Source organism: Rhizobium cauense (assembly GCF_019511525.1).
GTDB classification, from domain to species: domain Bacteria; phylum Pseudomonadota; class Alphaproteobacteria; order Rhizobiales; family Rhizobiaceae; genus Rhizobium; species Rhizobium cauense.
In genome coordinates, this window is record NZ_JAEUAT010000015.1 from 138,925 (window position 1) to 160,984 (window position 22,060).

The following is a 22,060-nucleotide window of genomic DNA, read 5'->3' on the forward strand; positions in this document are numbered from 1 at the left end:
AGCCGCCGCGCCCCGGTGGCGAATCGGCTCCGACATTCATTCAGACTCAATAAGACACCAACATGGCCGATCCGTCGTCACCGAACTTCGGTTCCACACCGAGAATTGGCGCTGCGCGGGCAATGATGTTCTTCACCATCGGCGCTGCCGTAAATGCGGCAATGTTCTGACCCTTCTCGCCGTTGTGCGGCTCGTCGCAGAAGGTCAGCACGACATACCGCGGATTGTCCATCGGAAATGCCGCGAGGAAGGCGTTGAAGTTGAGGTTCGTCGCGTAGCGACCGTTGACCACCTTGTCGGCCGTGCCGGTCTTGCCGCCGACGCTGAATCCGGGCACATCGGCGTTGCGGCCGGAGCCCTTTACGCCGTTCAGCTTGAAGAGGTAGCGGACATCTTCGCTGGTGCTCGGCTTGACCACCACCTCTGCAACGTCATCAGCCTGTTCGCGCGTGCGCGGCAGGAACGTCGGCTCGATCAGCTTGCCACCGTTGACAAGCGCTGCGCCGGCGACTGCCGTTTGCAGCGGCGTGGTCGAGACACCGTGACCGAATGAGATCGTGATCGAGTTGATCTTCTTCCAGACCTTCGGCTGGCTCGGCATCTTCACCTCAGGAAGCTCTGTCTTCATCTTGGTCAGAAGGCCGAGCTTGGTCAGGTAGTCCTTTTGGGCGTCCATGCCGACGATGTCGATGATGCGCGCCGTACCGACGTTCGACGAGTACTGGAACACTTCCGGCAGAGTCAGCCAGCGGCGCTGACCATGGAAGTCGTGAATCGTGAACCCGCCGATGCGGATCGGCTTCGTGGCATCGAAGCTGTCGTTGAGGCTAACCTTGCCGGTGTCGAGTGCCATTGCCACGGAAAACGTCTTGAAGGTCGATCCCATCTCGAACGTGCCGTTCGACATGCGGTTCAGCCAACCCTCCTTGGCGCCCTCCAGCGGGTTGTTGGGGTCGAAATCAGGCGCCGACGCCATTCCAAGCACTTCGCCGGTATGAATATCGAGGACAACAGCGCCGGCGCCCTTGGCTTCGTAATTCTTGACGGCGTTGACGACGACATCGCGCACGATGTTCTGAACGCGAACGTCGATCGACAGCCGGACCGGTTCGAGTGGCTGATCGCTTGTCATCCCGACTGAGGCAAGGTCGGCAAGACCCTGATCATCAATGTATTTTTCCATGCCGGCAACGCCGCGGTTGTCGATGTTGACGTAGCCCAGAATGTGCGCGGCGGTCGGACCACCGGGATAAAAGCGACGCTTCTCCGGGCGGAAACCGATACCCGGAATGCCGAGCGCCAAGATCTGGCTCTGCTGCTTCGGCGTCAGCTGGCGACGCAGCCAGGCGAAGTGCGAGGTACGGTTTGCGAGCTTCTTGTAGGTGCCCTTCACATCGAGATCCGGAAGGACCGTCGCAAGCTTCTCGACGGCCTCATCGGCATCAACGACCTTGTTCGGCTCGGCGAAGAGCGAGACCGTGCGGATGTCGGTGGCGAGGACCTCTCCGTTTCGGTCCAGAATATCCGGCCGCGACGCCATCAGGCGGTCTGGCGGCAGGATGCTGGACACGACATCAGGGTCGCGGATTGCATACTCCACGAGACGCCCGCCGATGACGCAATAGACCCCAAGAAAGCCGACAATCAAAAGCCCGACGCGGCTCTTGGCCTGTCCGGCCCGCTTCTTTCGCGACCCCTCGATCGGTAGGCTGCCCCCACCAAGACGGCCATAGGCGCCTGCCGAAAAATGCGCCTGGCTCTTCAAGACCATGATGCGTGAAAGAAATGACATCTCTACTCCACCGATCCGGTTGCCATCAGGTCTTCTTCTTCGGGTTGCGGCGCCACTGCCTTGGGCTTTGCCTTGGTGCCGGCCTTCGCCTCGGCAATGTCGGGCACGGGAACCTGCGACTTCAGCATTGGCAACTCTCTGGCATGAACGAGAGAGGTGGACGCCGTCGGCTGCAATTGAAGTTCGCCGTTATAATTGTTGACGAGACGCTCGAGTCTGTTCGGCTGGGACAGCAAGGCCCAATCAGCCTTCAACAGATCGATGGTGTCCTTCTCGAGCTTGATCTCCGCCTCGAGGCGATGAACCTCCTCGAGTTTGAGCTCCGCGTGATGCTTGATCGTGTAGGTAACAGCCGCAGCAGCCGTCATGACACCGACCAGGATGAGGTCCAAGGTTCTCAACATATCAGGCTCCGACCTTTCCGAGACTTGCCAGATTCGGCAGTCCGAAGATGGAAACATCCGCCGCTTCGGCGGGCGCGGCAGTGCGCAGCCCTGCCCGCAGCTTCGCAGACCGCGCCCGCGGGTTCACAGTGGCTTCGGCCTCGCTTGCCGAGACCATCGGCTTGCCAATCCGTTCAAAGGTCGCCGCGCGCTCGTGCGCAACAGGCAGATGGCGCGAGCCCGAAGCCTTGCCTGCGCGATCAGAGAAGAACGTCTTGACGATGCGGTCTTCAAGCGAATGGAAGGTCACGACAACAAGACGTCCACCGGGCTTCAGGGACCGTTCAGCGGCAAAGAGTGCCTGCGCCAGTTCACCGAGCTCATCGTTGACGAATATCCTGAGCGCCTGAAAGACGCGCGTCGCCGGATGAATCTTATCCTTCATCTTTCGGGGCGTGACGAGTTCGATAAGGCCGGCCAGGTCACGCGTCGTTTCGAAGAGTTTCTCGGCACGCCGCTTTTCGATCGCATGCGCGATACGCGGCGACTGACCTTCCTCTCCGAGAAAATGAAAGATGCGGATCAGGTCCGCCACCTTGGCGCGATTGACTACGTCAGCTGCGGAAACTCCCGCCGCCGACATCCGCATATCCAGAGGACCATTCTTCTGAAACGAGAAGCCGCGATCCGCTTCATCGATCTGCATCGACGACACGCCGATATCAAGCACGACCCCATCCAGCCCTTCGGAAGGAGAACACTCGGCCAATTGAGAGAACTGAGAGTGGATGAGCTTCAGGCGACCCCGGCTATCGGCGACAAGGGCCTGACCGGCCGCGATAGCGGTTGGATCCCGATCCAGAGCGATCACATCCGCGCCAGCGCCTAGAATGGCAGAGGTGTAACCACCCGCACCGAAGGTGCCATCCAGAATGACCTTGCCCGGGAGCGGCTCCAGAGCAGCCAGAACCTCGTTGAGAAGAACCGGAATGTGGCGAACCGGTCCGCCACCGGCATCAGTTGAATCTCCGCCAGGATTCGCCGCCATTCCGTTCCCTCGTATTGTTAGGAACGCCTGCCCGCCAGCCGACGCCCTCCTCGTGCCTGCATCTGAGCAGCCTGAAATGCCTGCGGCTGCCACAGCTGAAAATGATCCGCCCGACCGACGAAGGTCACCTCGTCCGAGATACCGGTGAAGTCGCGAATGAAATCCGTGACCATCAGCCGACCTTCCGCGTCGAGCTTCATGAAGATACCGCCCCCGTGAATGAGAAGCGACATCTCGTTGGCGTCCGGCGAAAACGGATCCTCCGCAGAAATCTGACGTTCGAACCTCTCCAGGAGATCCGGACCGCCAATACTGATCGCCGGGAACACAAAGTCCTGGAAGCAATAAAGCTCCTGAACATTGCGCTGCGCCAGCACGGATCGAAATACCGCCGGCACGGAAACCCTGCCCTTGGAATCGATTCTGTTGGTCGCATTTGAAAGGAAGCGGCTCATGACACGAAACATCCGTTCCCGAAAGAGCCCGGACGGAACTCAAAAGCCCGGAACCTCGAAATTCAGGCACAGCTTCGCGAGCCGAATGGGCGAGATCCCATCCAGCGCTTCCGGATCGGAAGACACCTTGGCTTTGCGATTGGTGGGCACCTACTTGCCCTTGCGCAGTGCATGAATGGGATAACATGGGACCATATGGGCGTCAATGGGAAACGCCCGTCTCACGATGAGCGCAGTATCGAAAATTTATAAGCTGTTAAGTTTAACAAAGGGTTAGGATTACAGTACGGAACGCGGATCGGCGTCACGCCGACACGGCTGCGGCAACAACGGTTGCTCCATAACGAAACATGCAAATAAGTGATGTTAAACAGTGGCTTGACGCGGCGGCGCCTTGTTACCGAATTCGATCTCCGCTGCCACCCACATATAGCTACATCGCGACTATCCATTTCGAGGTAGGAGGGCGCCTTCTTCGGAGGTGACCACGTGCAAAATAGTAATGCCCCGGAGAATTGAATTAATTCGATGTCGCCACATATTATCGATCTCTAAATAAGTAATAGTGGAGTAATGCCATGACAAACTTCACATTAAAGGGGCTTCTGTACGGACGCTTCGAGGCAGGAAAGCGTATTCCGCTCTCGCAGTCGGGCATGACAACCGACATTCAGTGCGACTCCTGCGGAAAGATATTCAAGCGCTGGTCGATTCTTGCCCGCAGCAGCACCACCTGCGAAGAATGTCTGACTAAGGCGCCCACCGCGCACTGACGACGATCCGGGGCCCTCATTTCGTAAAGTGAATTCGCCAGTTGGCCTGTAAGCCGGGTTCTGTATGGCCCCGGCCGAAGCCGGAACGTGGCAGCCATTCCTCTGGGACAACGTTCGCACGCTGCCTCACGCAACCCACCCGGATGACTGACCTGGAAACCAGCCGGAAGGCTTTCGCCTCCCACGTCATCCCTATTCGGTCTTGCTCCCGGTGGGGTTTACCTTGCCATCGCCGTTACCGGAGATGCGGTGGGCTCTTACCCCACCCTTTCACCCTTACCTGCCGAGGCAGGCGGTTTGCTTTCTGTGGCACTTTCCCTGAGGTCGCCCTCGCCGGACGTTATCCGGCACCGTGTTTCCGTGGAGCCCGGACTTTCCTCACCCTACCGCCTTTCGGCATTGGTAAAGCGCGGCTGCCCGGCCAACTGGCACGGCTCCCTTAGCGGAGACCAAACCGGAATTCCACTGAAATGTCTGTACCCGACCCGTAATACCGCGACGCCTTGTCGAAACGACCCTGCCTAACGGAAAATAGGCGTCAACTCTCGGCCGAAGTCCTCGGCACCGAGCCAACCCTGCGTCATAACGACCGCACCGAGGCGGCCAAGCTCATCCGACGATTTCGCGGCGACGAAATTGCCGCCAGTGAGTACAGCGATTCGCGGCGAATCCGTATATCCCACATAGGGATACGCGCTTGCCGTAAAGCTCGCGACACACGGCGCCGAACTTGTCGGGCACCCAGCCAATGATGGCATGAGTTGAAGCGCGGTACTTACCAGAAGGTCGCGCTCAGCCGGATCGCCGTCAGACCGAAACCAGGCCCCAACATCCTCGAGCGTCTTGAATGAGCGTGTTTCCAGGTCCCCGCCGAGTTTCAAATAAGTCTTTCCGTCGGGATAGCGCACGGGCGGCAGGATGTAGACGTGGTCCTCGTCACGCTCGCCAAAGACGATCGCGGACGGCATGTTCGCGAAGACCGACATCTCGCGATCGCCGAGTTCAAAGAAAGCGACGGTGCGCGCCGCGACGCGAATATCCACTGGAGCTGGCAGAAGGTCACCGAAGTTACTGAACCCGCCGGCGGCAACCAGCACACGCTCCGCTGTGTAGCGTGTACCGCCAGCGTGGACTTCCACGAAAGCCCCCTCATCGCAAACCGAGGCAACCGTGGCATCGATGACTGTCACACCGCCCTGCTCGGCAAGCCGGGTCTGAGCGCGAACCAGTGCGCGTGGATTGACGTGACCCGCACGCCGAGCCTCGAAATAACCGTTAAAGGAGGGATCGATCGCGAACTGCGGAAAGCGGTCGCGCAAGGCCGCCGGCGTCAATGTTTCGACGTCGAGATCGAGCGCCTCGCTGATCTGCAGTGCCCGCCCGAGATATCCCTGGCCAGGTTGAGGCGGCGGTCCGGCAAACAGACAACCCGCTTCCGAGAAGAAGGAAATGCCGCTTTTCGCTTCAATGTCCCTGTAGCGGTCGAGCGAGCGCGTCGCCAGTGTCGCCCAGACCATATTGTCGTCGAAGGTCCGCGTGATGCGGGCCTCGTCATAGTGACTGGCAAAAACGCCGTGATGGCTCTTGCGCTCGATCGGTTCACTGGGACCGATGAGCGCTACACCTTCAATCATACCGGAAAGATGGCGGGCCGCAGCCGCGCCCATCATTCCGCGTCCGACGATGATCACCTTGAAATCAACTGTCATATGTCACCTCGTTTGAGGTCGGATAACACAGTCGGCAAGCTGATTCATAATCTTAAGTGCCCGCTCGAAAGGATTCTCGAACAAGCACTTTCGGATGATCAGTCGATCATTGCCAAGACCTTGCCACAATAGGCCTTGGAGACCGGATTCATGCGGGTAGCGCCATGACCGGCATTGTACTTCAGGATCGTGTCGCAGGTCGCACCGCCACCGAGCTCATGTGCGGCAGCAAGATACTTCATGCCGAACTTGATATTCGTCTCGGGATCGAACAGGCCCTTTTTCGTCCCGACATAACCCATCATCTTCGCCGTTGCCGGCTTGATCTGCATGAGGCCGACCTCACCCGCGCTGCCGCGTGCGTTTGGATTGAAGTTGCTTTCAACTCGCACCACCGCGTGAGCGAGCTCGACGGGCACATTGTACTCGTTTGCGTATTTGACAATGAGAGCAGAATACTTGTTGGCCGCGAAATCCGGCATCGCGTAGCCGCTTGTACGATCAACGGTCTTCAAAGGAAGCGTCTGAGATCTTGCGCCCCATTCGCCCGCAAAGGCGCAATTGATACCCATCAGCAGTGCGCTCGCGCACACTGCAGCAGAAATTACCTTCTTCATGCAGTCTAAATACTCCGACCCAAAGAATTTCCGGATGAAAATTAAATAACAATCCGGCCATATGCGGCAGACATACATTAGATATTCTGCAGCAATTCTTTTTGTTTCAATTGACGGCCGCTCAAAACCCCAAACAAGACAAGCGGCGCCGTTCGACGATTGGCGTTAGACCATCGCAATGAGGAGATAATAGGGAAATGATGTGGCGGCGCAGCAAACTCCCGAAATCGTGGGAATCGGCACCCGCTTAAAAGTACTACTTATGAGGAGTAATGAGGAAGCGACGCCAGCAAACGGTGCAACGTGTCTATCGTCGAAAAGTCCGCGATCCCATCGATTCGGGCCGGGCGAAAATGGCGCTGAAACGCCTCGATGTCGCCGGCCATCTTGTCGGAGAATTCACCTGTTATTTCAGTCGCGTAACCATAAAGTGAAAGCATCGACTGCAGGGCTTCGACCGGCTGGCCACTATCACCGCGTTGGAAAAATCTTCCACCGGCAATCGGGCTGGGCTCAACCCAGTGCCCTATACCAGCCCTATGGAGTTCTCCCCAGGGAAATTTTTCCCCCGGATCCACCTTGCGAATAGGTGCGACATCGGAGTGTCCAAGCACCCTTTCAGGGGCAATGGACCAACGTTGGCCGCAATCGCGACACAATTCGATGACCGCCTGAATCTGTTCTTGGGGATACTCCGGAAGCCCGCCGGGATGACCCGCATTGGCGATCTCGATACCGATCGACAAAGAGTTGATATCGGCCTCACCCTGCCAATAGCTTTTGCCCGCATGCCATGCACGGCGCGCCTCCGGCACGAGTTGAAGAACCTCGCCGTTCTCCTGCACGAAATAGTGGCTCGAAACCTGGCTCTCGTCGCGACAGAGCCACTCCAACGCTCCATCTGGCGTCGGCATGCCCGTATAATGAAGAAGGATCATATCCGGCTTGCGCCCGCCTGCACGCTCGCCGTGATTTGGCGAGGGACGAACAACGGCCTTCCGGTAGTCAGCCTCGAAAGAGGTCATGCTGCGCGGCGTTCCTTCTCGATCGCCTCGTAGGCTGCATTCAGAGCGGCCATGCGCTCATTTGCTATGGCATGGAACTCGGCCGGAACGCCCCGCGAAATCAACCGGTCCGGATGATGTTCGCTGACGAGACCGTGGTAGCGGCGGCGGATCGTCGTGAAATCATCGGAAGGCGAAACACCAAGTACCTTATAGGGATCGCGGCCAGCGGAGACGTGACGCGCAGCAATCCTGTCGAAGTGTTCCTCATTCATGTGGAAGATTTCAGCCACATGCCGCAGGAACGCGAGTTCCTTCTCATGAATAAGCCCATCTGCCTTGGCGATATGGAACAGGCCGTCAAGAACCTCCTCCAGCACCGGGCAGTTGGCAGCGCAAGTGACGCAAAGGGAGGAGAGCTTCTCCGCATAGGCCTCGTAGCCGGCAACATCCTGACGCGCCAGATTGTAAAGGCGTGCGACGTTTTTCGCCTGCTCCGGCGGAAACTCGAAGATCTCGCGGAACGCGTTCACTTCCTTCTCGCTGACGATTCCGTCCGCCTTGGCCATCTTCGCCGAGAGAGCGATGATCGCAACGGAGAACGCAACCTTGCGGCGCGTCTCGGGATCACCCTCGAAAACTGTCCTGATAGCCTCCACCACCGCCGAAAGGACGTTGCCCGCGGTGTTGCCAATGGCATTCAGCAGTTTTTCCCAGAAGGACATAAGGTCTCTCGCAGTGCAAATAGTGTGAAACACCTTGACCAAATAAAGACTCCGTTTGCAAGGCGGCGATTGGTCGTTGGGGCGAATACAGCTTTCACAATTCGGTAATTGTCGCTTGCATGTCCAAGCATACGCGGCATTCGCATGGTGTCATATGACACGAAAGGATAGGCTGCTGTGGTGCCAGTCCTGACGACAAACACGCGCTTGAAGACAGCCGGGCCTCGCCCCTGGGGCGGATTTCCACAATCCATCTGAACAGCTATCCGGAGCTTGAAACGATTATATCTCCGCTTCCATCCACCTTCGCCGTTTGGGACGAGATTTTCACAATAACTACACTTTACATGCCCCTTCCCCTGTCGCATCCATGCGTTAGGTAAGCGGCACACAGCTGCACTGATACGAGACATTGGAGGGATCATGGCCAAACAGAAAGTCGCAATGCTCACGGCTGGAGGCCTGGCACCCTGTCTGTCGTCCGCGGTCGGCGGACTGATCGAACGCTACAGTGATGTGGCGCCCGATATCGAGCTCGTTGCCTATCGCTCCGGCTATCAGGGCGTGCTCCTCGGAGACAGCATCCAGATCACGGGAAGCATGCGGGAGAAAGCGCCACTTCTCCACCGTTACGGCGGGTCGCCGATCGGCAATAGCCGCGTCAAGCTCACCAACGCTGCCGACTGCGTAAAGCGCGGCCTGGTCAAGGAAGGCGAAAACCCGTTGCGCGTTGCCGCCGAACGTCTTGCCAACGACGGCGTCACCATTCTGCATACCATCGGTGGCGACGACACAAACACCACTGCCGCCGACCTTGCAGCGTATCTCGCTGCCAATGGCTACAACCTGACGGTCGTCGGTCTGCCCAAGACCGTCGACAACGACGTCGTTCCGATCCGCCAGTCGCTCGGCGCATGGACGGCCGCCGAAGTGGGCGCACACTTCTTCGACAATGTCAGCAACGAGCAGACGGCGGCACCGCGCACCCTTATCATCCATGAAGTGATGGGGCGTCATTGCGGCTGGCTTACAGCGGCAACTGCCCGCGCCTATCTGCAGCGAACGAAGAACTATGAATATGTCGACGGGCTGATGACCAACGCCAAGATGAAGAGCATCGACGCGGTCTATCTGCCGGAAATGGCATTCGACCTGGATGCAGAAGCGGCGCGGTTGAAGGAGATCATCGACCGCACAGGTCACGCTACGGTATTCGTCTCGGAAGGCGCCTGCCTCGACGCCATCGTCGCGGAGCGCGAAGCGGCGGGAGAAACTGTCAAGCGCGACGCGTTCGGACATGTGAAGATCGACACGATCAATGTCGGCGGCTGGTTCCAGAAGCAGTTTGCCGGCCTCATCAATGCCGAGCGCTCGCTCGTGCAAAAGTCCGGCTACTTTGCCCGTTCGGCCCCGGCCAATGCCGACGACCTTCGCCTTATCCAGAGCATGACCGACCTTGCGGTCGAAAGCGCTCTGAACAAGGTTTCCGGCGTCACCGGTCACGATGAAGCGCAGAATGGCAAGCTTCGGACAATCGAATTCCCCCGCATCAAGGGTGGCAAGGCCTTCGACATATCCACCAAGTGGTTCGGCGAAGTCATGGATACGATTGGCCAGAAATACCAGGCAGCGTGATTGACTGAGGGTCGATATGGTGTCTTTGCTTGTTTCCTAAAGGAATAGGAGGAGATTCCATGTCGCTCGAAGCCTGGTTCGCTTTTGCTGCTGCGTCAGCCATCATGCTGGCCATTCCAGGCCCGACGATCCTCCTCGTCGTTTCCTACGCGCTTGGCCACGGACGCAAGACGGCGCTCGCGACCGTCACTGGCGTTGCGCTGGGCGACTTTACCGCAATGACCGCATCGCTCTTCGGACTGGGAGCGGTGCTCGCGGCTTCCGCAACGCTGTTCACCGTACTGAAGTGGGTCGGCGGCGCCTATCTTATCTGGCTCGGCATCAAACTCTGGCGGGCGCCGGTGATCTCCGAACCGATGGCCGACAACGACAACCTGCCGGAAAAGAAGTCCCTGAAGGTCTTTCTTCACGCCTATGTCGTCACGGCGCTCAACCCCAAGAGCATTGTGTTCTTCGTCGCTTTCGTTCCGCAGTTCCTGGATCCATCGAAGCCTTTTTTCGGCCAGATGCTGATTATGGAAGCAACGTTCCTCGTGCTGGCAACCATCAATGCCTCGGTTTACGCACTTGCTGCCAATGCGGCTCGCGGCCTTATCCGCAAGGCAAGCGTACAGCGCGCCGTCAACCGCACCGGCGGCACATTGCTCATTGCGGCCGGCGCCGTAACGGCCGGCTACCGGCGCATCGCCGCGTAAATATTTTCAGTGGGTTGCAGCAAAGCAACGAATAGGTTAATTGCGAAATCCGGGCTTAAGGTTCTTGGTAACTTCTGACGCTGCCGGGGCGGCGATTCACGAAAGTGAGAGTATGGTAGCGATCGGTTTTTCCGGCCTGAAACGCAGTCTCGTCGTTTCCACGATGCTCTGCGGCGTTGTTGCTGGATGCACGAGCGTCGAATACACATCGACGGCGGAATTGACCGCAGTGCAGACCGTTGTTCCGACGCCAAAGCCAGGCGAGGATGCCACACTCGCAGCCGTGCCTGCCGGAGAGGGCGGGACCGAAACGGCGATGCTCACAGCCACCGACCCGACAGCGACTGCGCTGGCCGCACCGGCCATGCCGACTACCGATCCTTCCCAGTTGAGCGGCCAGGCCGAGCCGACTGCCGCAACGGGATACGCGGAGATCCCGCTTACGCCTGAGATGACGGCTATCCAGTCCGTTGTCCCAATCCCGCGCCCGGGCACGCCTTCCCCATCGACGCAGCTCGCCTTTGCAGCAACGCCTCAGGCAGGCAGCGCGATCGCCGCACTCTCCGCGATCGACACGACTCCGCATCCAATGATGGACTACGGCTTCGACACATCAGGCCCGTCCGACCCGCCGGCCGCTCCGCCCATGTTCAGCGACAGCGACGATGATGGAGCACCGACAGTCGAGAAAAGCGCCATCACCAAGATCATCGACAAGTACTCGAAGCTCTACGAAGTGCCAGCGTCGCTGCTTCACCGTGTCGTACATCGGGAAAGCCGTTACAATTCGAAGGCCTATAACAAGCGTGGCTACTTCGGCCTGATGCAGATCAAGTACAACACGGCCAAGTCGATGGGCTACGATGGTGAGCCTGCTGGCTTGTTCGACGCCGAAACCAACATCAAATATGCCGCCAAGTACCTCCGCGGCGCATGGCTCGTCTCCGACAACAGCGAAGACGATGCGATCCGCCTCTATGCGCGTGGCTACTACTATGATGCCAAGCGCAAGGGCATGGACAACATCGCCCACGGCAATTACTGAGCACTGTCGGACAGCACCTCGAGAAGCTCCTTCACCAGTATCTGCGGCTTGTAGCGAAGCCAGCTCGGCGTCAGCCCGAGCCGCACGACCACAAGCTTCGCGGACGGCACGATAGCAACACTCTGCCCATCGTGCCCCTCCATCCAGAAGGTATCGTCGGGAAGGCCAGCTGCGGCGCTGCTGTCGCCGCCAGGTGCTGCAAGCCAGGCCTGCGCCTGGGTGTATTTGCCTGCGGATGAGACGGTCGGCGTCCTCATCGCCGCCATGAACTTTTCCGGTAGCAACCTTTGCCCGTTCCAGACGCCGTCCTGAAGGAGGAACTGGCCGAAACGGGCCCAATCCCGTGCCGTGGCGTAGAGGTAGGAACTGCCGGCGAAGGTCCCGCGTGCATCGACCTCCAGCACGGCGCTCGACATGCCTAGCGGATCGAACAGCGCAGTCTTCGGGTAGGCGAGTGCCGTCTGCAAGTTGCCAATCCTGTTCATCCAGATCTTCGAGATCAGAACCGATGTACCGCTCGAATAGTTGAAGCGCTCGCCGGGGCTTGCCTCCAGTGGCAGGCTCGCCGGCAGCGCCGTCATATCTGCATCGAGGTAGAGCATGCGTGTCACGTCGGCGACCGTGCCGTAATTCTCGTTGAAGGCCAGTCCGCTCTCCATGCCCAGGAGATCGCTGAGCTTGATCGCAGCATGGTCGCCTCCCTGCCACTGTGGCAGGAGCGCGGCATCATCAAACGCGATCTTGTTGTCTTGCATCAGCCGTCCGACAATCGCGGCATTGACCGTCTTTGTCATCGACCAGCCCGTCAGCGGCGCGGTCGGCCCGAAGCCATCGCCGTAGTGTTCGCCGATGATACGACCGTTTTGAACAACGACGACCGCTCGGACCGCCGGCCCCGTCAGACTGCTGTTCGAAAGCAGTGCTTCAACACGGCTGTCATTGGCCTTCGCGACAGCATTGCCATCCGGCCATATCGCCTCGTTTTGCGGGCTCGGGGTCGCGGCAACCTCTGGCACGGCGCCCGCAGCCGCCGTAAAGTCCCCGTCCGGCACACTGCTGCAGCCGAGCGCGCCGCGGTAGATCGCATAGCCAGGCGCAAAGAGCCCGAGGATGCGAGCAGTCACACGCTTCTCCTGCTCGTCGACAGCCACCCGCACCAGCCTCAGCAACGGATTCCCCGGCGCCTGAACGTCCTCATAGAGCACCTGTTGGGGATCCCGCCCCGCAAGGAATACGTTCGAGCAAATGATCTTGGCCGCATAGCCGTCCCCTACCCGCAGCAATTCTGGTGGGCTGACATAGAGCCAGGCCGCACCCATCGCGACGATGACGACCAGCAGAAGAGCCACTGACTTCAGGAAACGCAGCAAAAATCGCATAGGCGATCCTCCCTACACGTAAGAGAAGCAGGAAAGCCCGGAACGCGAAAGACCCCAATACGCCAATGGTTTCCGATTTCCACCGCCGGCGGACCTGCCCACAGCCGGCGTCATCAAACTGTAGTGCCGACGCGCTAAACGCCCTGAACGCTAAAAGGGTGAAAGACTCACATGACGGAATTTGCACCGGATGCCGGCTTCCGCAAGAACCGGAAACTCAAGGCAGCTCTTCTCCGCCACAATGCCTTCTCCAAGGCCGGCTTTTCCGAACGGCTCTTCGGTCTGCTGTTTTCTGGCCTCGTATATCCGCAGATCTGGGAAGATCCTGATCTGGACATGTTGGCAATGGAGCTTGAGCCCCATCATCGCATCGTGACGATTGGCTCGGGCGGCTGCAACATGCTCGCCTATCTCTCCAAAAGCCCGGCCTCGATCGATGTCGTGGATCTCAATCCGCATCATATCGCTCTCAATCGCCTGAAGCTTGCTGCATTCCGTCACCTGCCTGGACACGCCGACCTCGTTCGCTTCCTCGCCTCGCCACGCGAAACGTCGAACAGCCACGCGTTTGACCAGTTCCTCGCAGCCAACCTCGACGAGACGACTCGGAACTACTGGAATGGCAGAAAGTTCGGCCGTCGACGCGTTACGGTTTTCAATCGCAACATCTATGAAACAGGCCTCCTCGGTCGGTTCATCGGCGCAGCCCACCTTCTCGCCCGCCTGCACGGCGTCGATCTCACCGAGATGACGAAGACGCGCTCGTTGCGTGAACAGCGCCAGTTCTTTGATGACAGGATCGCACCGCTCTTCGACAAGCCCATCGTTCGCTGGATCACCGGCCGCAAGAGCTCGCTGTTCGGCCTCGGCATCCCGCCGCAGCAGTATGACGAGCTGGCAAGCCTCGCTGCCGATCAATCAATCGCTCCGGTGCTTCGTTATCGTCTGGAGAAGCTCGCCTGTCATTTCCCGATGCAGGAAAACTACTTTGCCTGGCAGGCCTTCGGTCGCCGCTACGCGCCGAAGGGAGAAGGCCCGCTTCCGACCTATCTCGAACCGGCGAACTACGAAGCGATCCGCGCCAACGTCGATAGAGTTACGGTCCATCATGCAAGTTTCACCGAGCTGCTTGCCGGCGAACCAGCTGCGTCGCGCGATCGCTATATCCTGCTCGACGCGCAGGATTGGATGACCGATCAGCAGCTCAACGATCTGTGGGCGGAGATCAGCCGCACCGCCCGCGAGGGCGCCCGGGTGATTTTCCGCACGGCTGCCGAGAAGAGCATCATCGAAGGACGTCTGTCGCCGGCGATCCGCAATCAGTGGACTTATGTGGAAGAACGTTCGCGCGAACTCACAGCGCTTGACCGGTCGGCGATCTATGGCGGCTTCCATATCTACGGGAAGAACGCGTGAGCGGCGTCGACACCGATGCCCTTGCAAAGGGCGATGGCCATGCCGCCCTCATGGACGGCATGTACCGATATCAGCGCCATATCTACGATCTGACGCGCAAGTACTACCTGCTCGGACGCGACCAGACGATCCGCGATCTCAACGTCCCGGTCGGAGGCACGCTGCTGGAGGTTGGCTGCGGAACAGGCCGCAACCTCGCACTAGCACACAAATGCTACCCGCAAGCCCACCTGTACGGCCTCGACATCTCTCAGGAGATGCTGATCTCAGCCCGCAAGACCTTTGAGGGCAGAAATACCGTTCCAAACTTTCGCGTCGCGGACGCCACCGCCTTCACAGCCCACGAATTCGGCGTCACCGGCTTCGACCGCATCCTGATCTCCTATGCGCTGGCGATGATCCCGGACTGGGAACGAGCAATCGACTCAGCCTTGGCGGCATTGCCCCCCGGCGGCGAGTTGCACATCGTCGATTTTGGGCAGCAGGAGCGCCTCCCCCGCTGGTTTTCCCGAATTCTCAAGGCCTGGCTGCAAAAATTTCACGTCACGCCACGCGCCGATCTGCGACAGGTTCTCGAGTCTCAAGCCTCTGAAAAGCAAGCACGACTGACCTTCGAGACGGTCGGAGGCGGCTATGCCTGGCGTGCCGTTCTTACAAGCAAGTGCTGATATTTCGCTTGAAACTAACCGAATTTTTACGTTGATATGAAAAATAGAGGGGACATTCCTCTGCTGGACGCGTCTATCACGAAGGTCAAGCTGTGGGGCAAAAAGATCATTCGTTTCACGACGGAACACCTATGCGCCGGCTCTTGTTTTGCGTTTTGCCGTTGGCCGCCATGCTCGCCGGGTGCACCGCAGCGGGCTATGATTATCTCGAAACAGCGTCGGTAAAGCCGAAAACGCGCTTCAAGGACACCGATCCTCAGGACTTCGGATCAAAGCATCCGGAGAAGCACCCTGTTCACGGTATCGACGTGTCGAAGTGGCAGGGAGATATCGACTGGCAGACGGTCAAGAATTCCGGAGTCGCTTTCGCCTTCATCAAGGCGACCGAAGGCAAGGACCGGATCGATGCTCGTTTCAATGAGTACTGGCAGCGCGCACGCGCCGTCGGCATCCCGCACGCGCCCTATCATTTCTACTATTTCTGCTCCACGCCCGACGAACAGGCAGACTGGTTCATCAGCAACGTGCCGAAGGACTCGATGCGCCTGCCTCCAGTGCTCGATGTCGAGTGGAACGCGGAGTCGAAGACGTGCCGCTTGCGTCCTGATCCGGCAACCGTCCGCGTTCAGCTCCAACGCTTCTTGAACCGCCTCGAGGCTTATTATGGCAAGCGACCGATCATTTACACGTCGGTCGATTTCCACCGCGAGAATCTCGTCGGTTACTTCCAGGATTACCACTTCTGGGTGCGCTCTGTCGCCAAGCACCCGGAAGTGACCTATGCCGACCGTCGCTGGGCGTTCTGGCAGTATACATCGACGGGTGTTGTGCCGGGCATCAAGGGCCCCACCGACATCAACGTCTTCGCCGGCTCGGCGCAGAACTGGCACAATTGGGTAGCCGCGGTCTCCAAGGACACAAATTCTTAGTAACGTCCGCTGGTCTTTCTTGCTTCCGTCACAATCATTTGGGAAATCGAGGAAATTCCATTTGATGACGAGGATCGAAACCATGTACCGCTCGCCCGCAAGCCGCACGGCACTTGCACTCCTTTTTGCCGCCGGCCTTGCCACCGGCGCCGCCGCGCAGACGCCGGCGCCGAGTGCACCGGCTTCGCAGGCGCCAGCTGCGGCATGCGACGGCGATCTTTCCGACTTTCTGGCCGGCGTAAAAGCGGAGGCAATTGCAGCCGGTGCAACTGCGGAAGCTGCAGACAAGGCGCTGGAAGGCGCACAGATCGACCCCAAGGTCCTGAGCCGCGACCGCGCGCAGGGAGTCTTCAAGCAGACCTTCCTGGAATTCTCACAACGCACCGTCAGCCAGGCTCGCCTCGACATCGGCCGCCAGAAGATGAAGCAGTACGCTGATGTCTTCGCCCGCGCCGAGCAGGAGTTTGGTGTACCGGCAGGCGTCATCACCGCTTTCTGGGCGATGGAGACCGATTTCGGCGCGGTGCAGGGCGATTTCAATACCCGCAACGCCCTCGTGACCCTTGCGCATGATTGCCGCCGGCCGGAACTGTTCCGCCCGCAGCTGATTGCGCTTATCGAGATGGTACAGCATGGCGACCTCGACCCGGCGGCCAACACAGGTGCCTGGGCCGGTGAGATCGGTCAGGTGCAGATGCTGCCCCGCGATATCATTGCCTATGGCATGGACGGTGACGGTGACGGCCATGTGCGCCTCAAGCAAAGCGCCCCGGATGCGATCCTCACGGCGGCCAAGTTCATCCAGCATCTGGGCTTCCAGAAGGGCCAACCGTGGATCCAGGAGGTGACGCTGCCAGAGAATCTCCCCTGGGAGAAATCTGGCCTTGGTGGCCCTCTGACGGCCGGCGAGTGGTTTGCCCTTGGCGTCAAGCCGCGCGACGGCAATACGAGCTTCGGCAACCTCCACGGCGACCTGATTTTGCCGCAGGGTCGCCTCGGCCCGACGTTCATCGCCTATCCAAACTTCCAGATCTATCTCGAATGGAACAAGTCGTTCATCTACACGACCTCGGCCGCCTACTTTGCGACCCGTCTCGCCGGTGCTGAGACTTATCTGAAGGGTACTCCCGAACAGGGGCTTTCCAACGACCAGATGAAGGAACTGCAGACGAAGCTTGGGACGCTCGGCCATGACGTTGGAAAGGTCGACGGCATCCTGGGTTCGGGCACCCGCGTCGCCATCCAGAAGGAGCAGCAGCGTCTCGGAATGCCTGCCGACGGCTGGGCAACACCGACACTTCTCAACTCGCTCTGATCACATCTCCGGGCAATGCGCTTTCAGGCCGGGTTTCGTACCCGGCCTTTTCGTTTTCATGGATTGTCCCGTGGTTTCAATCGCTTCACGCGAAGCCTTCATCTCGCCGAAAGTGTGAAGGCCGGATCGCCGACTTTAACGGAGAGTTAAAATCTGTGAATATTTTTCCACGGCATTTTCTCTTTTGATTTCAGCTTATTAGCTTTATCGACACGCTGAAAATGTGACATTTTCGCCGCAGCGCAACATAAAATCCGCTTTCCAAGCGACACAATCACGACATATTATCGCACCGTTAACGCGAGGAGACAGACATGGGGCTTACACAATCCTTGAATGTCCTTTTGGTCAGCGCGGCGTTTGCATTCGTATTGACAATGCTTTTCATCTAAACGTCGTGACAACAGAACAGTACCGAGACTCCTGAGTAGCGAAACAGTTCAATGAATCGGAAAAGCGCATCCCACGAGGAGATGCGCTTTTCTTTTTGTCTCGCGATGCGACCTGCCTATGCGGCGGCGCCAGCCTTCTTGGCGCCTTCCCGCGTGAAGCCGAGATTGGTCAGCACGGCCGAAACGAGCGGCGCGCGGTTCATCGTATAGAGATGAAAATCAGTCAGACCGCGGCGGGCCAGATCCTCGATCTGCTCGGCGGCAACCTCAGCAGCCACCTTCGCCCGATCCTCGGGCTTGTCGTCAAAGCCAGCAAAACGCTCATCCAGGAAGCCCGGGATAACAGTGCCGCACGCACCGGCAAAGCGCTTGAGCTGCGTGAGGTTCTGAATCGGCATGATGCCCGGCACAACTGGAATAGTGATGCCGGCAGCCCGCACCTTTTCGAGATAGCGCTCGAAAGTGTCGTTGTCGAAGAAGAACTGCGTTAGCGCGCGGGTCGCGCCGTTGTCCGCCTTCTGCTTCAGCATATCGATGTCTGCAGCCGTATCGCGGCTCTCCGGATGCTTTTCGGGATAGGCAGAAACAGAGATCTCGAAATCACTGATCTCGCGCAGGCCGGCAACCAGCGCCGCCGCATTTGCATAGCCACCGGGATGCGGCTGGTATGGCGCGCCGACACCGCCTGGCGCGTCGCCGCGAAGCGCCACGAAATGCTTCACGCCAACCTTGCGGAAGCTGTCGATGACGCTGTGGGTTTCATCCTTCGTCGCACCGACGCAGGTAAGATGCGATGCCGTGGCAAGCGGCGTTTCGGCGATGAAGCGAGAAACCGTTGCCAGCGTTGGTGCCTTGGTCGTCCCACCGGCGCCGTAGGTCACCGATACAAAGTCCGGGTCCCAGTCCTGCAGCTCGTTGACCGTATTCCACAGCTGTCCTTCCATCTCTTCCGACTTCGGCGGAAAGAATTCGAAGGAAATGCCGATCTTGCGGCGCGCGTCGCTGTTCAAAGCCATGTCATTCTCTCCCGGCAAATATAGGTTCGGCGCCTTCGCCTGCGGCGGAAGCCATAAGGCGCCTGGGGTCGCGCGCAAGCCAGACGGTGACGGTAAGTCCCTGCCCGCTCTGATGACCCGGATGAAGATCGACGACCTGCTCGACGTCCAGCCCGGCCTTGCGCAACCAGTCAGACATGGACTGGTGCGAAAAGCCGAGGCGAACATGTGCATGCTCGTCCCGAAGATATTCCAACCCGTGCGGGGCCAGATCGATGATAAGCAACCGCCCGCCAGGGCGCAGCATGCGCGCCGCCTCGCCGATCGCGATTTCCGGCTGATCGAAGAAGTGCAGCACCTGATGGATCGTCACGACGTCGAAATCCTGCGCCTCGAACGGCAGGTTCAGAATATCGGCATGACGGACCGATGCCTTGGTGATCCCTGACTTGTCGAGATTGGCGCGCGCCACGCTCAGCATGTCGCGGCTGGCATCCACACCGATTGCCCGGCGGTAGAGGCCGGACAGCAGCTCTAGAATGCGCCCCGTCCCGGTGCCGAGATCCAGAAGAGAGTCAATCGGCTGGCTGCCGAGCAGGCGAATGACAGCGGCATCGACCTCTTCGTCGGCAGCGTGCAGGCGACGAAGCTCATCCCATTCCGCGGCATTGCGGCTGAAGTAGGCCTGGGCGCGCTCGGCGCGATGACGCTTGACGGCAGAAAGGCGCTCGCTGTCACGCAGAATTACGGGATCGTTCTCGGAGGCATGCGCCAGCAGGCCGCGTACAAGTATTGCGGCCTTGCCATCCTGCCGAAGCCTGAAATAGGCCCAGGCGCCTTCCTGATAGCGATCGATCAGATGCGCCTCGCCAAGCAGCTTCAGGTGGCGAGAGATGCGAGGTTGGGACTGGCCGAGGATCTCTGTAAGATCGGTTACTGTCAGGTCCCCTGCGGCCAGCAGCGCCAGCAGGCGCAGACGTGTCGGTTCGCCGGCCGCCCTGAGGACGTCCACCAACGCATCCAGCCCGAGTCTGATAGGCTCACCCATATCCGATCCAATCAACATATAAAGATATCTTTATGTGATTTGAAGGGGCGTGGCAAGCTGGAATTCCATCCATTCACGAAATTACCTGCTCGGATCACGACATAGGTGCGCGCAAAAAAAGCCCCGGCAAACCGGGGCTTCCATATCGCCGGGGTCGCTCTTTGAATCAGCGAGTCAGGCGCTTGTAGGTCACTCGATGCGGATTGATCGAGTCGACGCCGAGACGGCGCATCTTGTCCTTCTCGTAGTCCTCGAAGTTGCCCTCGAACCACTCGACATGGCTGTCACCTTCGAAGGCGAGGATATGCGTCGCCAGACGGTCGAGGAACATGCGATCGTGGCTGATGATAACCGCGCAACCTGCGAAGCTTTCCAGAGCGTCCTCGAGGGCAGCAAGAGTTTCGGTATCGAGGTCGTTGGTCGGTTCGTCGAGCAGGATAACGTTGCCGCCAGCCTTCAACATCTTGGCAAGGTGGACGCGGTTGCGCTGACCGCCGGAAAGCGTGCCGACCTTCTGCTGCTGGTCGCCGCCCTTGAAGTTGAAGGCGCCGCAATAGGCACGGCTGTTCACTTCGTGCTTGCCGAGCTTGATGATGTCGTTGCCGCCGGAGATTTCCTCCCAGACGGTCTTGTTGCCGTCGAGCGCATCGCGGCTCTGGTCGACATATCCGAGATCAACGGTCTCGCCGATGCGGATCTCGCCGCTATCGGGCTTCTCCTGGCCGGTGATCATGCGGAACAATGTCGTCTTGCCGGCACCGTTCGGACCGATCACGCCGACAATGCCGCCGGGCGGCAGCTTGAAGGTGAGGTTCTCGATGAGCACCGTCTCGCCATAGCCCTTGGTGAGGTTCTCGGCCTCGATGACCACCTGACCGAGGCGTTCGCCGACCGGGATAACGATCTGGGCATCGCCGGGACGACGGGCCTCTGCCGCTGCGACCAACTCGTCATAGGCACGGATACGGGCCTTGGACTTTGCCTGGCGGGCCTTCGGGCTGGCGGCCATCCATTCCTGCTCGCGGCTGATCGCCTTCTGGCGGGAGGCCTCTTCGCGGCCCTCCTGCTGCATGCGCTTGGCCTTCGATTGCAGATAGGCGGAGTAGTTGCCCTCGTAGGGGATACCGCGACCACGGTCGAGCTCGAGGATCCAGCCCGTGACGTTGTCGAGGAAGTAGCGATCGTGGGTGATCATCAGGACCGAGCCGGGGTACTGGCGCAAATGTTTTTCAAGCCAGGCGATCGTCTCGGCATCGAGGTGGTTGGTCGGTTCGTCGAGCAGCAGCAGGTCGGGCTGAGCGAGCAGCAGACGGCAGAGCGCCACACGGCGCTTTTCACCGCCGGAGAGCTTTTCAACCGAGGAGTCGCCGGGCGGGCAGCGCAGTGCGTCCATCGCCATCTCGACCTGGCTTTCGAGGTCCCAGAGGTTCTGGCTGTCGATGATGTCCTGGAGCTTCGCCCCCTCTTCCGCCGTCTCGTCGGAATAGTTCATCATCAGCTCGTTGTAGCGATCGAGGATCGCCTTCTTTGGAGCAACCCCCTCCATGACGTTCTCAAGGACCGTCTTGGAAGCATCGAGCTGCGGTTCCTGTGCGAGATAGCCAAGCGTCGCACCCTCGGCGAGCCACGCCTCGCCGGTGAATTCCTTGTCGAGCCCGGCCATGATGCGCAGAACGGTCGACTTGCCGGCGCCGTTCGGACCCAGGATACCGATCTTGGCGTCCGGGTAGAAGGAAAGGTGGATATTCTCCAGCACCTTCTTGTTGCCGTACGCCTTGTTGAGGCCGGCCATATGGTAGATGAACTGACGTGCCATTGATAATTCGCTCCGCGCGGGAATTTGAGTTTGCCGCTATGTAGGCGAATTGGCACCAAGGAGCAACGCGCGACAGGCAAAAACCCGAGGCTTTTGTGGCCGCGCAAGCAATTTGAGCACCGCTACGCGATTATTGAAGCTTGGCGTGATCGATACGAAATAGCTGGAAACTGGTCGGCTTCGCATAAGGCACCCTCTCAAGCCCCGACCACTCCCCCCCG

Annotated in this window: 20 protein-coding genes and 1 other RNA gene; 8 read left to right on the plus strand and 13 right to left on the minus strand. The window is 59.2% G+C overall.

The features are described from left to right. Positions 1-46 precede the first annotated feature (46 nt). The 4 genes from JNB88_RS24265 to mraZ are packed head-to-tail and all read right to left on the minus strand — an operon-like array spanning position 47 to position 3,678. On the minus strand, positions 47-1,792 hold the full coding sequence (locus JNB88_RS24265; RefSeq protein WP_220357644.1) for a peptidoglycan D,D-transpeptidase FtsI family protein: 1,746 nt from the start codon (positions 1,790-1,792) through the stop codon (positions 47-49). 2 nt (positions 1,793-1,794) lie between these two features. Further along, positions 1,795-2,196 (minus strand): cell division protein FtsL, encoded by a 402-nt coding sequence (gene ftsL, locus JNB88_RS24270; RefSeq protein ID WP_037133124.1) that lies wholly within the window; start codon positions 2,194-2,196, stop codon positions 1,795-1,797. A 1-nt stretch (position 2,197) separates the two neighbouring features. Then, complete coding sequence (gene rsmH, locus JNB88_RS24275) at positions 2,198-3,223, minus strand: 16S rRNA (cytosine(1402)-N(4))-methyltransferase RsmH (protein WP_220357645.1); 1,026 nt, start codon at positions 3,221-3,223, stop codon at positions 2,198-2,200. A 17-nt stretch (positions 3,224-3,240) separates the two neighbouring features. Then, positions 3,241-3,678, minus strand: coding sequence for a division/cell wall cluster transcriptional repressor MraZ (mraZ, locus tag JNB88_RS24280; RefSeq protein ID WP_037133205.1), 438 nt, complete (start codon positions 3,676-3,678; stop codon positions 3,241-3,243). Positions 3,679-4,256: 578 nt separating this feature from the next. Between mraZ and JNB88_RS24285 the strand changes: the two genes are divergently transcribed. Further along, positions 4,257-4,451, plus strand: a complete 195-nt coding sequence (locus JNB88_RS24285) for a hypothetical protein (protein WP_220357646.1) — start codon at positions 4,257-4,259, stop codon at positions 4,449-4,451. A gap of 33 nt (positions 4,452-4,484) precedes the next feature. Here JNB88_RS24285 and rnpB read toward each other — a convergent pair. From rnpB to JNB88_RS24310, 5 genes are all read right to left on the minus strand, one after another. Then, positions 4,485-4,880: RNase P RNA component class A (gene rnpB, locus JNB88_RS24290), an RNA gene on the minus strand. Between the two features lie 92 nt (positions 4,881-4,972). After that, entirely contained in the window at positions 4,973-6,160 is a 1,188-nt protein-coding gene (locus JNB88_RS24295) for an NAD(P)/FAD-dependent oxidoreductase (RefSeq protein WP_220357647.1), read from the minus strand. Positions 6,161-6,258: 98 nt separating this feature from the next. Further along, positions 6,259-6,777 (minus strand): lytic transglycosylase domain-containing protein, encoded by a 519-nt coding sequence (locus tag JNB88_RS24300; RefSeq protein ID WP_220357648.1) that lies wholly within the window; start codon positions 6,775-6,777, stop codon positions 6,259-6,261. Between the two features lie 260 nt (positions 6,778-7,037). After that, a complete protein-coding gene (locus JNB88_RS24305) occupies positions 7,038-7,802 on the minus strand; it encodes an N-acetylmuramoyl-L-alanine amidase (protein ID WP_220357649.1) in 765 nt (254 codons plus the stop codon). Then, the gene (locus JNB88_RS24310; RefSeq protein ID WP_220357651.1) at positions 7,799-8,506 is read right to left on the minus strand and encodes a J domain-containing protein; all 708 of its coding nucleotides are present in this window, start codon (positions 8,504-8,506) and stop codon (positions 7,799-7,801) included. The genes JNB88_RS24305 and JNB88_RS24310 overlap by 4 nt, the downstream gene beginning before the upstream one ends. Positions 8,507-8,929: 423 nt before the next feature. Here JNB88_RS24310 and JNB88_RS24315 point away from each other — a divergent pair, with 423 nt between their 5' ends. From JNB88_RS24315 to JNB88_RS24325, 3 genes are all read left to right on the plus strand, one after another. After that, complete coding sequence (locus tag JNB88_RS24315; RefSeq protein ID WP_037133112.1) at positions 8,930-10,141, plus strand: pyrophosphate--fructose-6-phosphate 1-phosphotransferase; 1,212 nt, start codon at positions 8,930-8,932, stop codon at positions 10,139-10,141. Between the two features lie 59 nt (positions 10,142-10,200). After that, complete coding sequence (locus JNB88_RS24320; protein ID WP_220357652.1) at positions 10,201-10,836, plus strand: LysE family translocator; 636 nt, start codon at positions 10,201-10,203, stop codon at positions 10,834-10,836. Positions 10,837-10,948: 112 nt separating this feature from the next. Further along, complete coding sequence (locus tag JNB88_RS24325) at positions 10,949-11,881, plus strand: lytic transglycosylase domain-containing protein (protein ID WP_220357654.1); 933 nt, start codon at positions 10,949-10,951, stop codon at positions 11,879-11,881. On the opposite strand, the gene JNB88_RS24330 is transcribed toward JNB88_RS24325, so the two are convergent. Next, positions 11,875-13,260, minus strand: coding sequence for a serine hydrolase domain-containing protein (locus JNB88_RS24330; protein WP_220357656.1), 1,386 nt, complete (start codon positions 13,258-13,260; stop codon positions 11,875-11,877). The two genes, JNB88_RS24325 and JNB88_RS24330, sit on opposite strands and share 7 nt — an antisense overlap. 171 nt (positions 13,261-13,431) lie before the next feature. On the opposite strand from JNB88_RS24330, the gene JNB88_RS24335 reads away from it, so the two are divergent. The 4 genes from JNB88_RS24335 (at position 13,432) to JNB88_RS24350 (ending at position 17,588) form a co-directional block, all read left to right on the plus strand. Beyond that, positions 13,432-14,676, plus strand: coding sequence for a BtaA family protein (locus JNB88_RS24335; protein WP_220357657.1), 1,245 nt, complete (start codon positions 13,432-13,434; stop codon positions 14,674-14,676). Between the two features lie 50 nt (positions 14,677-14,726). Then, the gene (locus JNB88_RS24340; RefSeq protein ID WP_220357670.1) at positions 14,727-15,344 is read left to right on the plus strand and encodes a class I SAM-dependent methyltransferase; all 618 of its coding nucleotides are present in this window, start codon (positions 14,727-14,729) and stop codon (positions 15,342-15,344) included. A gap of 131 nt (positions 15,345-15,475) precedes the next feature. After that, positions 15,476-16,273 (plus strand): glycoside hydrolase family 25 protein, encoded by a 798-nt coding sequence (locus JNB88_RS24345; protein WP_220357658.1) that lies wholly within the window; start codon positions 15,476-15,478, stop codon positions 16,271-16,273. 82 nt (positions 16,274-16,355) lie between these two features. Then, the gene (locus tag JNB88_RS24350; RefSeq protein WP_220357671.1) at positions 16,356-17,588 is read left to right on the plus strand and encodes a lytic murein transglycosylase; all 1,233 of its coding nucleotides are present in this window, start codon (positions 16,356-16,358) and stop codon (positions 17,586-17,588) included. Between the two features lie 508 nt (positions 17,589-18,096). Here JNB88_RS24350 and metF read toward each other — a convergent pair. The 3 genes from metF to ettA form a co-directional block, all read right to left on the minus strand. Next, the gene (metF, locus tag JNB88_RS24355; protein WP_220357659.1) at positions 18,097-18,996 is read right to left on the minus strand and encodes a methylenetetrahydrofolate reductase [NAD(P)H]; all 900 of its coding nucleotides are present in this window, start codon (positions 18,994-18,996) and stop codon (positions 18,097-18,099) included. A gap of 1 nt (position 18,997) precedes the next feature. After that, entirely contained in the window at positions 18,998-20,023 is a 1,026-nt protein-coding gene (locus JNB88_RS24360; protein WP_220357660.1) for an ArsR/SmtB family transcription factor, read from the minus strand. A gap of 166 nt (positions 20,024-20,189) precedes the next feature. Then, positions 20,190-21,839, minus strand: coding sequence for an energy-dependent translational throttle protein EttA (ettA, locus tag JNB88_RS24365; protein WP_220357661.1), 1,650 nt, complete (start codon positions 21,837-21,839; stop codon positions 20,190-20,192). Between the last annotated feature and the right edge of the window lie 221 nt (positions 21,840-22,060).